The sequence below is a fragment of the Paenarthrobacter sp. YJN-5 genome (assembly GCF_015040095.1).
GTDB lineage: Bacteria > Actinomycetota > Actinomycetes > Actinomycetales > Micrococcaceae > Arthrobacter > Arthrobacter ureafaciens.
The window spans coordinates 1,037,014-1,050,079 of sequence record NZ_CP053544.1 but is presented as its reverse complement, the minus strand read 5'-3'; the positions used below and the strand labels follow the sequence as shown (position 1 = coordinate 1,050,079).

General features: G+C 64.6%; 10 protein-coding genes. 4 read left to right on the top strand and 6 right to left on the bottom strand.

The features are described 5' to 3' along the window. Positions 1 to 2: 2 nt before the first annotated feature. From paaE to paaA, 5 genes are read right to left on the bottom strand one after another with little or no spacing between them, the layout of a single operon-like run. On the bottom strand, positions 3 to 1,208 hold the full coding sequence (paaE, locus tag HMI59_RS05025) for a 1,2-phenylacetyl-CoA epoxidase subunit PaaE (protein WP_193593011.1): 1,206 nt from the start codon (positions 1,206 to 1,208) through the stop codon (positions 3 to 5). Positions 1,209 to 1,216: 8 nt separating this feature from the next. Continuing rightward, positions 1,217 to 1,780, bottom strand: coding sequence for a 1,2-phenylacetyl-CoA epoxidase subunit PaaD (gene paaD / locus HMI59_RS05020; protein WP_193593010.1), 564 nt, complete (start codon positions 1,778 to 1,780; stop codon positions 1,217 to 1,219). Between the two features lie 5 nt (positions 1,781 to 1,785). Then, on the bottom strand, positions 1,786 to 2,703 hold the full coding sequence (paaC, locus tag HMI59_RS05015) for a 1,2-phenylacetyl-CoA epoxidase subunit PaaC (protein WP_193593009.1): 918 nt from the start codon (positions 2,701 to 2,703) through the stop codon (positions 1,786 to 1,788). After that, on the bottom strand, positions 2,700 to 3,122 hold the full coding sequence (paaB, locus tag HMI59_RS05010; RefSeq protein ID WP_193593008.1) for a 1,2-phenylacetyl-CoA epoxidase subunit PaaB: 423 nt from the start codon (positions 3,120 to 3,122) through the stop codon (positions 2,700 to 2,702). The genes paaC and paaB overlap by 4 nt, the downstream gene beginning before the upstream one ends. Then, positions 3,122 to 4,117: a 1,2-phenylacetyl-CoA epoxidase subunit PaaA gene (gene paaA / locus HMI59_RS05005; protein ID WP_062097748.1), complete on the bottom strand. Its 996-nt coding sequence runs from the start codon at positions 4,115 to 4,117 to the stop codon at positions 3,122 to 3,124. Before paaA ends, paaB begins: the two co-directional genes overlap by 1 nt. Before the next feature lie 313 nt (positions 4,118 to 4,430). Between paaA and HMI59_RS05000 the strand changes: the two genes are divergently transcribed. Then, positions 4,431 to 5,039, top strand: coding sequence for a low molecular weight phosphatase family protein (locus HMI59_RS05000; RefSeq protein WP_193593007.1), 609 nt, complete (start codon positions 4,431 to 4,433; stop codon positions 5,037 to 5,039). Here the strand turns inward: HMI59_RS05000 and HMI59_RS04995 are convergent. Further along, positions 5,036 to 6,040, bottom strand: coding sequence for a LysM domain-containing protein (locus HMI59_RS04995; protein ID WP_193593006.1), 1,005 nt, complete (start codon positions 6,038 to 6,040; stop codon positions 5,036 to 5,038). The genes HMI59_RS05000 and HMI59_RS04995 overlap by 4 nt on opposite strands. 503 nt (positions 6,041 to 6,543) lie before the next feature. On the opposite strand from HMI59_RS04995, the gene HMI59_RS04990 reads away from it, so the two are divergent. Genes HMI59_RS04990 through HMI59_RS04980 form a run of 3 tightly spaced genes read left to right on the top strand, consistent with a single transcriptional unit; the run spans position 6,544 to position 13,034 of the window. Continuing rightward, on the top strand, positions 6,544 to 9,888 hold the full coding sequence (locus HMI59_RS04990; protein WP_227471539.1) for a response regulator: 3,345 nt from the start codon (positions 6,544 to 6,546) through the stop codon (positions 9,886 to 9,888). Next, positions 9,885 to 10,805, top strand: coding sequence for a diguanylate cyclase (locus tag HMI59_RS04985; RefSeq protein ID WP_193593004.1), 921 nt, complete (start codon positions 9,885 to 9,887; stop codon positions 10,803 to 10,805). The genes HMI59_RS04990 and HMI59_RS04985 overlap by 4 nt, the downstream gene beginning before the upstream one ends. A gap of 9 nt (positions 10,806 to 10,814) precedes the next feature. Next, entirely contained in the window at positions 10,815 to 13,034 is a 2,220-nt protein-coding gene (locus tag HMI59_RS04980) for a S9 family peptidase (RefSeq protein ID WP_193593003.1), read from the top strand. The last annotated feature ends 32 nt before the right edge of the window (positions 13,035 to 13,066 follow it).

The following is a 13,066-nucleotide window of genomic DNA, read 5'->3' as shown; positions in this document are numbered from 1 at the left end:
CCTTAGACGTCGAAGTCGACGGTAACTTCTTCGCTGGTGGGGTGGGCCTGGCAGGTGAGGACGTAGCCCTTGTCCAGCTCGTCCTGCTCCAGGGCGTAGTTCTCATCCATGGTCACGGTACCCGTCACCACCTTGGCGCGGCAGGTGCCGCACACGCCGCCGGCGCAAGCGAACGGAACGTCCGGGCGGACGCGCAGGGCTGCGTTGAGGATGGATTCGCGGGCGTGGGTGGGGCTGGCGACGTCGCCGGTGAGGCCGTCCAGCTTGAAGGTGATCTTGTAGGTATCCTGCGACTCGTCCTCCACAACCGGGCGGCCGGCGTTGCCTTCAGGACGGTCCGGGCGGCCCGTGGTGAACAGCTCGAAGCGCACGTGCTCCGGCTCCACGCCGCGCGCAGCCAGGGTGTCACGGCACAACTGGACCAGTTCGAACGGCCCGCACAGGAACCATTCATCCACATCCTCGGCATGGATCGCGGAGGACAACAGCGCCTGCAACTTCTCCGAATCGATGCGGCCCGTCATCAGCGGCGCAATACGCTGCTCGCGGGACAGGACGTGGTGAAGCGCCAGGCGGGTGGGGTACTTGTCCTTCAGGTCCGCCAGCTCTTCCAGGAACATGACGTCCATGGCGGCCTTGTTGGCGTAGATGAGATCGAACGTGGTGTCCGGGTTGGCGGCCAGCAGCGTGCGGGCAATCGCGATAACCGGCGTGATGCCCGAACCCGCCGCGATGGCCACGAAGTTGCCCGGCTCCCCCGCCAGTTCCTCCGGGTGGTTCATGGAGTTCATGACGTTGTGCTGCACGGACGCGCCGTCCTTGCCGTGCCGCGAAATGAACGCACCCTGCGGACTCATGACGTCCAGGGTGTCCCCGGCCTTCAGCTCGGCATTGGCCCACGTGGAGAAGATGCCGCCAAGGTCCTTCTTGATGGCCACGCGGATCTCGCTGCTGCCGTCGCCAAACGTGCGCGGTTCGGCGCAGATCGAATAGCTGCGGCGTACCTCGTGCAGCTCACCGTCCGCACCCGGCAGCGACGCGCGGAGGGCAACGTATTGGCCGGGCAGGTAGTCGTACTGGCCGGCCAGCTCGACGGGAACACCAAACGTGACCTCGATTGCGTCGTCCGTAAGGCGCCGGACTTCCGAGACGGTCAGGTTGTGGAAAGACGCACGACGGCGGCTGGCCGTCTGGGTTTCGGTGGTCATGCTCTTCCTTACAGGACTTTGAAGTAGTCGAACGGTTCCTTGCAGTCCTGGCAGACAAACAGTGCCTTGCAGGACGTGGAACCGAAGCGGGTGAGTTCCTTGGTGTTCAGCGATGAACACTGCGGGCATTTCACGGCCAGGTTCAAACGGACGGGACCGGAATGGCCACCGGCAGCGGACCGGCCCGAAGGCGGCGCAATTCCGTATTCCTCCAGCTTCGCCTTGCCGGCCTCGGTCATCCAGTCAGTGGTCCATGCCGGGGACAGGACCAGGTTGATGTCGACCTTCGCGTAGCCTTCCTTCTCGAAAGCCTTCCGCAGGTCATCGCCAATGGCGTCCATGGCCGGGCAGCCCGAGTACGTGGGCGTGATGGTCACCTCGACGGCGGAAGCCGCCGGGCCGCCGTCGTGCCCGCCTCCCGAAGCGGCTGCCTCTGGCGACTCGACAACGCGCACGCCGCGCAGGATCCCCAAGTCCTCAATGGTGAGGACCGGGATCTCCGGATCGCAAACGGTGGACGCGACGTCCCACGCATGCTGTTCCGCGGCGGTCAAGGAGCTTACCGTGGCCATGGTGGTCACCAGCTCGCGCCGGGGTGCTCGCGGGCCAGGACCTGCATCTCGGCCAGGATGTACCCCATGTGCTCGGAGTGCTTGCCGCGACGGCCACCACCCGGCGCCTGCGGAACGGCCGGGATCTCCAGCTCGGCCTCGGCCAGGATCTCGCCGGTCAGGCGATCAAACTCTGCCCGCAGGCTGGACGGCTGGACAGCAACGCCGGCTTCGGCCAGGCGCGTGGTGAGTTCATCGTCTTCAAAGAGTTCATCAACGTACGGCCATACGAGGGTCAAGCCCTTGATCATGCGCTCGCGCGACTCATCCGTGCCACCGGCAAGGCGCAGCACCCACTGGGCGCTGTGGTCGCGGTGGTAGTCAACTTCCTTCACGGCCTTCGCGGAAATGGCTGCGATGGTTGCATCCGTGGACGCGGTGAGCGCCGTGTAGAGCTGGTACTGGTAGAAGCTCACAATGAACTGGCGCGCGATGGTCACCGCGAAGTCGCCGTTGGGCTGCTCGAACAGGTGCGCCGAACGGAACTCGTGCTCGCGGCGGAAGTAGGCGAGGTCGTCTTCCGACTTGTCCCAAGCGGCACCGGCGTAGGTCAAGAAGGACCGTGCGTGGCCCAACTGGTCCAGCGCGATGTTGCCAAGCGCTATGTCTTCCTCGAGCTCGGGAGCGCGGGAAATCCAGTGGCCCAGGCGCTGGGCAAGGATCAGTCCGTCATCGCCCAGGCGCAGTGCGTACTCGGCCACATCTTCGCTGGGCTTCACTTCCCCGCGGCGGATCTCAAGGGCGATGTCCTCGGGACGCAGTGCGTTGCCCGGGGTGATACGGGTGGCACTGGCCGAACCGTCACCGGACGCACCCGCACCGGAGACGCCCACGGAGATATCGCCGTGGCCTTCGATGGCGAAGTCAGTTGCTTTGTCAGTCACAGGTGCTTCACGCCTTCACTCTTGGTGTAGTACGTCGCATGGCGGTAATCCTTGCCCTGCGGGGATTCGAAGAACGAGCCCTTGGAATCGGGATCGCTGGCGGCAATTGCCTCGGCCGGCACAACCCAGATGGACACGCCCTCGTTGCGGCGCGTGTACAGATCGCGGGCGTTGCGGAGGGCCATGGCGGCGTCCGGTGCGTGCAAGGAACCTGCATGCACGTGGGACAGGCCGCGGCTGGACCGGACGAAGACCTCCCAGAGGGACCAGGGAGTTTCTTCCTTGGCGTCGCCGGACGTGACGTTCCCGCGCGGGGCGGGCGCCGCCGTCGTGCTGTTTGCAGCGGCGACCTTGGGTGCCTCGCTGTTGATTTCGCCAGCGGCGCTGGCCGGAGCTTCCGGGTTTCCGTGGGGAGCCATTATGCTGCGTTCGCTTTCTGTGCTTGCTTGCGGGCGTAGGCTGCGGCAGCTTCCCGAACCCAGGCACCGTTTTCGTGTGCCTCACGGCGGCGCTCAATGCGCTGCGAGTTGCAGGGACCGCGGCCGGCCAGGACTTCCTTGAACTCATTCCAGTCCAGGGGTCCGTGTTCCCACTTCTTGGTTTCTTCGTTGAAACGGATGTCCTTGTCCGGGAGGGTCAGGCCGAGGACCTTGACCTGCTCCACCATCATGCCGACGAACCGGCTGCGCAGCTCGTCATTGCTGAACCGCTTGATGTTCCACGCCATGGACTGCTTGGAGTTGGGTGAATCGTCATCCGGCGGGCCGAACATCATCAGCGACGGCGCGTACCAGCGGTTCACGGCGTCCTGTGCCATCTGCTTCTGCGCCGGCGTTCCGTTGGAGAGTTCCAGCAGGATCTCGAAGCCCTGGCGCTGGTGGAAGGACTCTTCTTTACAGATGCGCACCATTGCGCGGCCGTAAGGACCATAAGATGCACGGCAGAGGGGAACCTGGTTGCAGATGGCTGCGCCGTCAACCAGCCAGCCGATGGCACCCATGTCCGCCCAGGAAAGCGTGGGATAGTTGAAGATGGACGAGTACCGGGCCTTGCCCGCAATGAGGTCTTCCGTCATCTTGTCCCGGGACTGGCCCAGGGTCTCGGCAGCCGAGTACAGGTAAAGGCCGTGGCCGGCTTCGTCCTGGACCTTGGCCATGAGGATGGACTTGCGCTTCAGGCTCGGTGCCCTGGTGATCCAGTTGGCTTCCGGCTGCATGCCGATGATTTCCGAGTGCGCGTGCTGCGAGATCTGCCGCAGCAAAGTCTTGCGGTAAGCCGCCGGCATCCAGTCCCGCGGTTCAATGCGCGAGTCCTCCGAGATAATGCGGTCAAAGTACGCCTGACCAGCCGCCTCCCGTTCCTGCTCCTCCGGGGACAGCTCAACGGGCACAGACTGCAGATTCTGCGTTGCCATGGTTGCTCCTAATAAATTACCGACCGTTCGTTCAGAATATGCGGACGGGAGGTTTTCAGTCAAGCTTTTGGCCGCCTCGGTGGGGCTCGCCCTGAATTTGCTGGATCATCCGCGGCTTGGCTGAGGCGAAGCCCGGGAATCCAAGGATCGAGTCCGTGCCGGACCGAATGATCCAGCAAATTTTTCGTCAGCGGCGCTGTCCTCGGCGAGTCGCAACCGCGCGCGACAATTGACAAGGCTCCTTCGGATAGCCCGTGTTAACTTGGGGTGGGGTCCGGACAACCCCGAACCCAACGCCAGGAAAGAGCTCTACGTGGAATCGCCCCAGCCCTTCAGGATCCTCACCGTATGCACCGGCAACATCTGCCGCTCCCCCGTGGCCGAACGGTTGCTGCAGGCGGGACTCAATCAGGTGAGCCCGGGATCGTTCGAGGTGCGCAGCGCGGGCACCCGGGCCATGGTGGGCGATCCCATCCAACCTCTCTCAGCCCACATCATCAGCACCTTCCGCGGCGACCCGGACGGTTTTGCAGCCAGGCAGTTGAACCAAAAGATCCTCCGCCAATCAGATCTGGTGCTTGCCATGACCTCCAAGCACCGCGGCGAAGTCCTGCAACTGGATGCTTCCCTGCTGAAGCGCACCTTCACTGTCCGGGAATTTGCCCGGATGCTCTCCGTCCTGCAAACCCGTGACGACGTGACTGCGGCAGGGGACATTGTTGAGTTCTGGCGGCAACTGCCGGCAAAGGCAGCCTCCGTGCGGCATCTGGCCTTGCCATCCGACCCATCAGAGAACGACGTGGTAGACCCCTACCGACGATCGGAAGAGGTCTACCACCAGATGGAGGATGAGCTGGCCCCGGCCATCCTTGGCATCCTCCGGTTTGCGCGCCTCACGGCGCCGGGTCAGGGGACCTCTTAGTTCAAAGCGATCACCAGCATCTGGTTGGTTCCCGGGATACAGGTCTGCAGGACCACTGCGGGGAATCCGCCGAATACAGCTGCAATGTTGTTGGTGGTTCCCGGGTTGGGTACTTGGCCCCGTGCCGTAGCCGTGAACGTTCCATAGCCGGGGATGCTTACCCTTTCACCGACGCTGATTCCCGAGAACCGGGCCCAGCCTCCGCAGTAGTCGTGCTCCGTGATGAACGTGGCGTAGGCGTTGGTTGGGGTGTAGTGGATTGGCCCGATGCACGCATCCACCATGCCCTGCCCACCTGCACCTGCAACGTAGATGGTCCTGATGGCCGGAGCGGGAGCGGGTGCGGCTGCCACGGGTGCTGCAGCCACTTGGGCCTGGGCGGCAGGCGCTTGGGCAGCTTGAGGGGCAGGTGCCGGCGCTATTAGTGCGATCGGCGGTCCCGTCAGCTTCAAGACTTGGCCGGGCACGATGATCGAATAGGCGCTGAGCCCGTTAGCGGCCAGCATGGCATTGACATCCACGCCGAACCTGGCGGCAATGCTTCCCACCGTGTCACCGGAAACCACTGTGTAGAGGTTTGGATCGCCGGCGGGTGCTGCGGGAGCCGGTGCGGGTTCTGCGGCGGGCGCTGCTGCCGGTACCTCTGCTGCCGGTGCTGGCGCTGCCGGCGCGGGTTCAGCCGCTGGCGCAGCTTCCGTTGGCGCCGCTGCGGCCGCGGGTGCTGACTCGGCCGGAGCCTGGTCAGCGGCCGCGGGAGTGTCCGCTGTTTTGCCGTTGGCATTACCATCGGACGCCGCCGAGAGTCGGTCCGAGGCGTTACCGGCATCATTTCCGGAAGGCGCCCACCAATTGACTACCCCGAAATAGAGGGGAATCAAGGCCAGAATTGCCAGCACCGCCAGAGCCACCAAAAGCCTGGACTTTCTCCGGCGCGGCTTTTCCACCGCGCTGCTTCCCGCACTCGGTGCTGCGGATTCAAGATCAAGGTCGTTCATACTCATGGGAAAACCCCGTGACTCCAAGGCGCGGACCGCGGATGGCCGAAACTCTTAGGAAGGAGCACTGGCACCAAGCGCAGAAATGTTATGGGAGGCACGTGCTGCGTCAACACGTGCCGTCCGCCGCTGAGCCGGAGGAACGGGATCACTTAACCTAGGAATCCCAATCGTAGGAATTGGGAAATCTGCGCACATGAGTAGCAGGTACTCGACTTTTTTGCGACTAAGCTCCCACTCGAGCCAAGTAATACTCGATTAGCCACGGCCAACTACCTGATTCCGGTGCTGCAATTCGGGACCATATCCAGATGGCACATGATGGTTGGGCTTCCGTTCACGTATGATCGCCACAGCGCAACGGACAGTACGCGCATTGTTCGCTTTTGGGTGGGGCCACGGTTGAAGGCAGGGGTTCGGTGGCAGGAGTGAAGCAAGGAGTTCTGCCACCGCGCAGAGTAACCGCACGAACAATCCGGCTCTTCTCGACGGCCGCAGCTTTATGCTTTGTGCTCCTGTCGGCCGGTCTCGCCAGCGGTATCGGTTCTCCCACCGCACAGTTGCTGGGCGACCTGGCAATACTGACTGCCGCGCTTACAGCCCTGACCGCCCACACGCTGGCGGCCGTGCGACGCCGGGGCCATGCCACAGGCCGGTGGTTCGTTGTTGCCGGGCTGGCTCTGTGGACTGCCGGCCAGCTCATCTGGACCGTCAACGGCATCACGCTTAACCACGATTACCCTTTCCCCTCCATCGCCGACATCGGCTTCATCGGGTATGCGCTGCCCGCAGCCATTGGGCTGACCCTGCTGTTGAGGGGGAAGGGCCGGAGGCTCTCCCTCAAACGGACCATCCTGGATGCCGGCGTGGTGGCAAGCTCCACGTTCTTCATAGCGTGGAGTGCCGTCCTGGGACCTTTGGCAGGAATTCCGAACCAAGACCCCTTCGCCCAAGCCACCCAGATGGCCTACCCCATAGCTGACGTGTTCATGGTGACCGTGGTCATTGTCCTGACCATGCGGGCGGTGCGCGGAAGGCGGCTGCCGTGGCTTTGCCTGGGTGTGGGCTTCTGGATTCTCGCCGGCACGGACCTGATCTATGTGCGCTTCACCCTTGAAGGCGTCACCGGCGTCACGGGTTCGCCCTTGGTCTTCGGGTGGGTGACGGCCCTGCTGTTGATTGCCCTCAGCCCCCTTGTTCCGGCGTCGGACAAGGTGCGCAAGGACGGCCGCGCCTACGCGGCGATGCTGGAGCTGCTCCCCTACCTGCCGGTTTTCAGTGCCGTGTTCTTCTCCAGGAGCAGGGCCATCGGCTTCGAACCCGTCCTGGTAATCACTGGTTTGGTGACTATTAGTTTCGTCATCGTGCGCCAGGTGCTGATCGTCGTCGAGAACGTCACGCTTACCAGCGAACTCGAAAGCAAAGTTGCCGAACGCACCGCCGAACTGGAAGGGCTCGGGGCGATCGTCAACTCCTCCGGCGACGCGATCATCGGCAAGGACCCTGACGGCACCATCACCAGCTGGAACCCGGGCGCCGAGCGCATCTACGGCTATCCGGCGTCGGAAACCATCGGCAGGAAGAGCGATTTCTTCATTCCCGCCGACCTCCGCCAGGAGGAAGCGGAAGCCCTCGCCATCACGGCAGCGCAAGGCACGGTGCAGAACTATGAATCCACCCGGCGGCGCTCGGACGGGACCCTCGTTCCTGTCTCCATCACCATGTCCCCCGTTCGTGGTGCAACGGGCATCAGGGGCGTGGCCACTATCTCCCGGGACATCACCGAACGGAGGGCCGCCGAAGCCGAACTCTTGTGTGCACGTGAGACGGCGCTGGAGGCGAGCCGCCTGAAGTCCGAGTTCCTCGCCACCATGAGCCACGAGATCCGGACCCCGCTCAACGCCGTCATCGGGCTGACGTCCCTCCTCATGGACACCGAATTGAACGAAGCCCAACGCCAATACGCACAAGGCGTGAAAGGTGCCGGCGAGGTCCTCCTCACCCTCATCAACGACATCCTCGATTTCTCCAAGCTGGAAGCCGGCAAAGTGGACCTGGACGTCACCGCTTTCGATCCGCGGGCACTGGTGGAAGAGGTGGCCGGACTCGTTGCCGAAGCGGCGCAGAGCAAGGACCTTGAACTCATCTCCTACTGCCATCCGGACGTCCCGCCACGGCTCATGGGCGACTCCGGACGCATCCGCCAGATCCTGCTGAACCTTGCCTCCAACGCCGTGAAGTTCACCCCCTCCGGTGAGGTGGAGATCCAGGTGTCCCTCTTGGAGGAGCACGACGGCAAGGCGTCCCTGCGCTTCCAAGTCCGGGACACCGGAATCGGCATCAGCGAAGCGGACCACCATCGACTGTTCGAATCCTTCGCCCAGGCCGACGCGTCCACCACGCGGCGTTACGGTGGCACCGGCCTCGGCTTGGCGATTTCCCGGCGGCTCACGGAAGTCATGGGCGGTGAAATCGGCTTGACCAGTGAGGAGGGCGCCGGCAGCCGGTTCTGGTTCGAGCTGGAGCTGCCGATCGGCCCCGTCCCCGCGGACACCGCGGCGGTTCCGGCGTCGTTGGCAGGCCGCCGGGTCCTGGTAGTGGACGACAACTCCACCAACCGCCTCGTCCTGGAGAACCAGCTGGCCAGTTGGGGCATGGTCCCGGTGGCTGTGCCGGATGCCGGAAGCGCCTTATACGAGTACCGCGCCGCCGCCAAGGCTAAAGCGCCATACGACCTCGCGGTGGTGGACATGTGCATGCCGGACACCAACGGGCTGCAGCTCGCCCGCCAACTCACGTCGGAAGGCAACGGCACACAAGCTCCGGGCATCATCCTGCTGACCTCCACCATGGGCGTGGAGAAAGCCGAACTCACCTCCGCAGGCATCCGCGAATACCTCACCAAGCCGGTCCGGAGCTCCGAGTTCTACAACCGGCTGCTCCGGCTCATTGCCGGGAAGACTCCAGGCCCGGCACCCGCGAAGGCCGCTTCTCCCAGGCCGGCGGCCGGGAGCCTTGGCAGGCTCCTGGTGGCCGAAGACAACGAGGTCAACCAGCTGGTGGCCCGCGGCATGGCGAACCGTTTGGGTTACGAGGTGGACATCGTCGACGACGGCGAACAAGCCGTTGCTGCCACCCTCACCCAGGACTACGCAGCCATCCTCATGGACTGCCACATGCCGGTCATGGACGGATTCGAAGCAACCCGCACCATCAGGGCCCGCGACGCCGCCGGCCGACGCGTTCCCATCATCGCCATGACTGCCGGGGCCTTGGATGAGGACCGCGAGCGCTGTTTCGCCGCCGGCATGGACGACTACATCAGCAAGCCCGTGGACGTGGACACGCTCGGGCAGACCCTGGCCAGGTGGGTGCCGCAGGAGCCGGCGGCAGCAACGCCGTCGGGCGCTACATCCCAAGCGGACGCTGCATCCCAAGCGGACGCTGCATCCCCGGCGAGCGTTTCATCCCAAGCGGACGCTACATCCCAGGCGAGCGCTGCTCCGGCGGTTGACCCGGACCGTGTGCAAATGCTGCGCGAGCTCGGCCCCGGGCTGCTGCCCGACGCCGTCGCGGCTTTCAGGGAGGAGGCGGGCCGGGCGCTCGGCGTCTTGGACCAGGCTCTGTCCCGCAACGACGCAGGCTTGCTCCGGTCGGCGGCGCACAAGCTGGCCGGTGCCGCGGGGAGCATTGGCGCTGTGGGGGCGTCGGCTTTGTCGAAGCGGTTGGAACAGCTGGGCGGCTCGGACGCATCCCTGTTGGAGCCGGTGGGCCGTCCAGTGTTTGAGGAATTGAAAGCAGAATTGGCCCGGGTGGAAGACGAGCTCGGGCGCACGTTGTTGGGAGCCCCATGAAAGTCCTGATCGCGGACGATGACCTGATTTCCCGGATGATCACCAAGGCTGCGGTGGAGCAGGCCGGGCACGAGTGCGTGGTGGCGGTTGACGGCGACGAGGCCTGGGAGCTGTATCAGGTCCACCAGCCCGAGGTTGTGGTGACGGACCTGATGATGCCGGGCTTGAACGGCCTGGACCTGTGCCGGGCCATCCGGGAAGCGGAGGATGATTCCTATACCTACCTGATCCTGGTGACCTCGCACGGTTCCCGGGACGATGTGCTGGCCGGCATGGAGGCGGGGGCGGACGACTACGTTACCAAGCCGTTGGACCCGTTCAACCTGCGGATCAGGCTGCTGGCCGCGCAACGGATCACGTCGCTGCACGCGGACCTCGCACGCTACCGTTCGGCGCTCACCGAGCAGGCACGCACGGATCCCCTCACCCAGCTGCACAACAGGCTCAAGCTCACCGAGGACCTCGCGGAGCTGCAGGACCGGACCGAGCCCCACGATTTCTGCTTGGCGATGGTGGATGTGGACAACTTCAAGAGCTACAACGATCTGTACGGGCACCCTGCCGGTGATGCGGCGCTGGTGGCCATCGCCTCCACGCTGGCCGGGGCGGTGCGGGAGACCGACGGCGTTTACAGGTTCGGCGGCGAGGAGTTCCTGCTGCTCCTGCACGGGCAGGACTCGGACGGCGCTGAGGGTGTCATGGAGCGCATCCGTTCGGCGGTGCACGCGCTGCAGATCGAGCACACGGGTGATCCGGATGGCGTCCTCACCATCAGCGCCGGAGTGGCTTCCTATGCCGAGGGGCACCGTTCGGGCACCGAGCAGCTCCTCAAGGATGCTGACCTCGCCCTGTACGCAGCCAAGGCATCCGGCCGGAACCGTGTGACGGTAGCGAGCCGTAGTTCCTTCCCCCGATAGAGTGGCCACATGAGCCACACTTCTTCCGCGCCTGCTCCTGCCCCGGCTTCCTCACCCCAACCCCCTGTTGCCAAGCGTGTCCCTACCCGTCGCGAACACCACGGCGACGTCTTCGTGGACAACTACGAGTGGCTGCGGGACAAGGAATCCCCGGAGGTGGTTGAACACCTCAAGGCTGAGAACGCCTACCAGGAAGCTGTGACCGCACACCAGGAGCCGTTGCGCGAAGCGATCTTCCAGGAGATCAAGGGCCGCACCCAGGAAACCGACCTGTCCGTGCCCAGCCGCAAGGACGGTTGGTGGTACTACAGCCGTTCCGTGGAGGGCAAGGAATACAGCATCCAGTGCCGGGTCCGGGCCCAGGACACAGGAGACCGCGTGGCGGACTGGACTCCGCCGTCGGTTGAGCCCGGCGTTTCCCTTGCAGGCGAGGAGATCCTCCTGGACGGCAACGTCGAGGCAGAGGGACAGCCCTTCTTCAGCGTTGGCGGTGCCGCCGTCACCGTCGACGGCAACCTCTACGCCTACGCCGTGGACAACGCCGGCGACGAACGCTTCACCCTGCGCATCAAGGACCTCCTCACCGGCGAACTCCTCCCGGACGTGATCGAGAACGTCTTCTACGGCGTGGCCTTCTCCCCCGACGGAACCCGCCTCTTCTACACCGTGGTGGACGAATCCTGGCGCCCCTACCAAGTGAAAGCCCACGTCCTGGGAACGCCTGTCACCGAGGATGAGGTGGTGTACCAGGAGGACGACGTCGCCATGTGGTTGGGCTTCGACCTCGCCTCTGACCGGCGCCACCTTGTGCTCAGCATCGGCTGCTCGGAGTACAGCGAGACCCGCCTGCTCCGCTTCGACGACTACGACGCCGGGTTGACCACCGTCATCTCCCGTGACGAGCGCCTCCTCTATGAGGCCGAGCCCTTCCTCCTGGACGGCCGCGAGACCATCCTGCTCACCCACAACAAGGACGCCATCAACTCGATGGTGAGCCTGGTGGATCCTGAAGAACTGGCCAAGCCGCTGTCCGGGCAGGACTGGCGTACCGTCGTCGAACATTCAGACGAGGTGCGCGTCAACGGCGCCGGCGTGACCGCCACGCACCTGGTGCTGTCCATCCGGAAGGACACCATTGAACGCGTGCAAGTCCTGCCGCTCGCCGGGCTGGGGATGCCGCAGCAGGCTGCCCCGGTGGAGCCGGAATTCGACGAGGAGCTCTACACCGCGGGCGTCTCCGGCTCCGACTACAACGCTCCCGTCATCCGGATCGGTTACACGTCCTACTTCACGCCGTCGCGGGTTTACGACTTTGTGCTGCCCACCGCTGACGCTCCCGCCGGTGAACTGCTGCTGCGCAAGGAAAGCCCCGTACTGGGCGGCTACTCGGCCGCCGACTACGTCGCCACCCGTGAGTGGGCAACCGCCGACGACGGCACCCGGGTCCCGCTGTCCGTGCTGCGGCACGTTTCGGTCAAGCAGGACGGGACGGGCGCCGGCCTGGTGTACGGGTACGGCTCGTACGAAGTGAGCATGGATCCCGGATTCGGCGTGGCCCGGTTGTCCCTGTTGGACCGCGGGATCGTCATGGTGATTGCGCACATCCGCGGTGGTGGAGAGCTGGGCCGGCACTGGTACGACGACGGCAAGAAACTCACCAAGAAGAACACGTTCACGGACTTCATCGCGGCCACGGATTGGCTGGCTTCCTCCGGTTGGGTTGCGCCTGACCGCATTGCCGCAATGGGTGGCTCGGCGGGCGGCCTGCTCATGGGCGCCGTCGCGAACATGGCGCCGGAGAAGTACGCGGCCGTGGTGGCCCAGGTGCCGTTCGTGGATGCGTTGACCACCATCCTGGATCCGGACCTCCCCCTGTCCGCGCTGGAATGGGAAGAATGGGGCAACCCGATCACGGACCCCGAGGCCTACGCGTACATGAAGTCCTACACACCGTACGAGAACGTGCGGTCCGTGGCTTACCCGAAGATCGCTGCCGTGACCTCTTTCAACGACACCCGTGTGCTGTACGTGGAGCCGGCCAAGTGGGTGCAGGCGCTGCGGTCGACGTCAACGGGTTCCGAGCCGATCGTGATGAAGATCGAGATGGACGGCGGGCACGGCGGAGCCTCCGGCAGGTACGTCCAGTGGCGTGAGCGTGCGTGGGACTACGCGTTCGTGGCCGACTCCCTCGGCGCGACGGAACTCCTCCCCGGGGCCGGCCTCAAGTAAGCCTCCCCGGCACCCAACTGGGTCGCATTTGT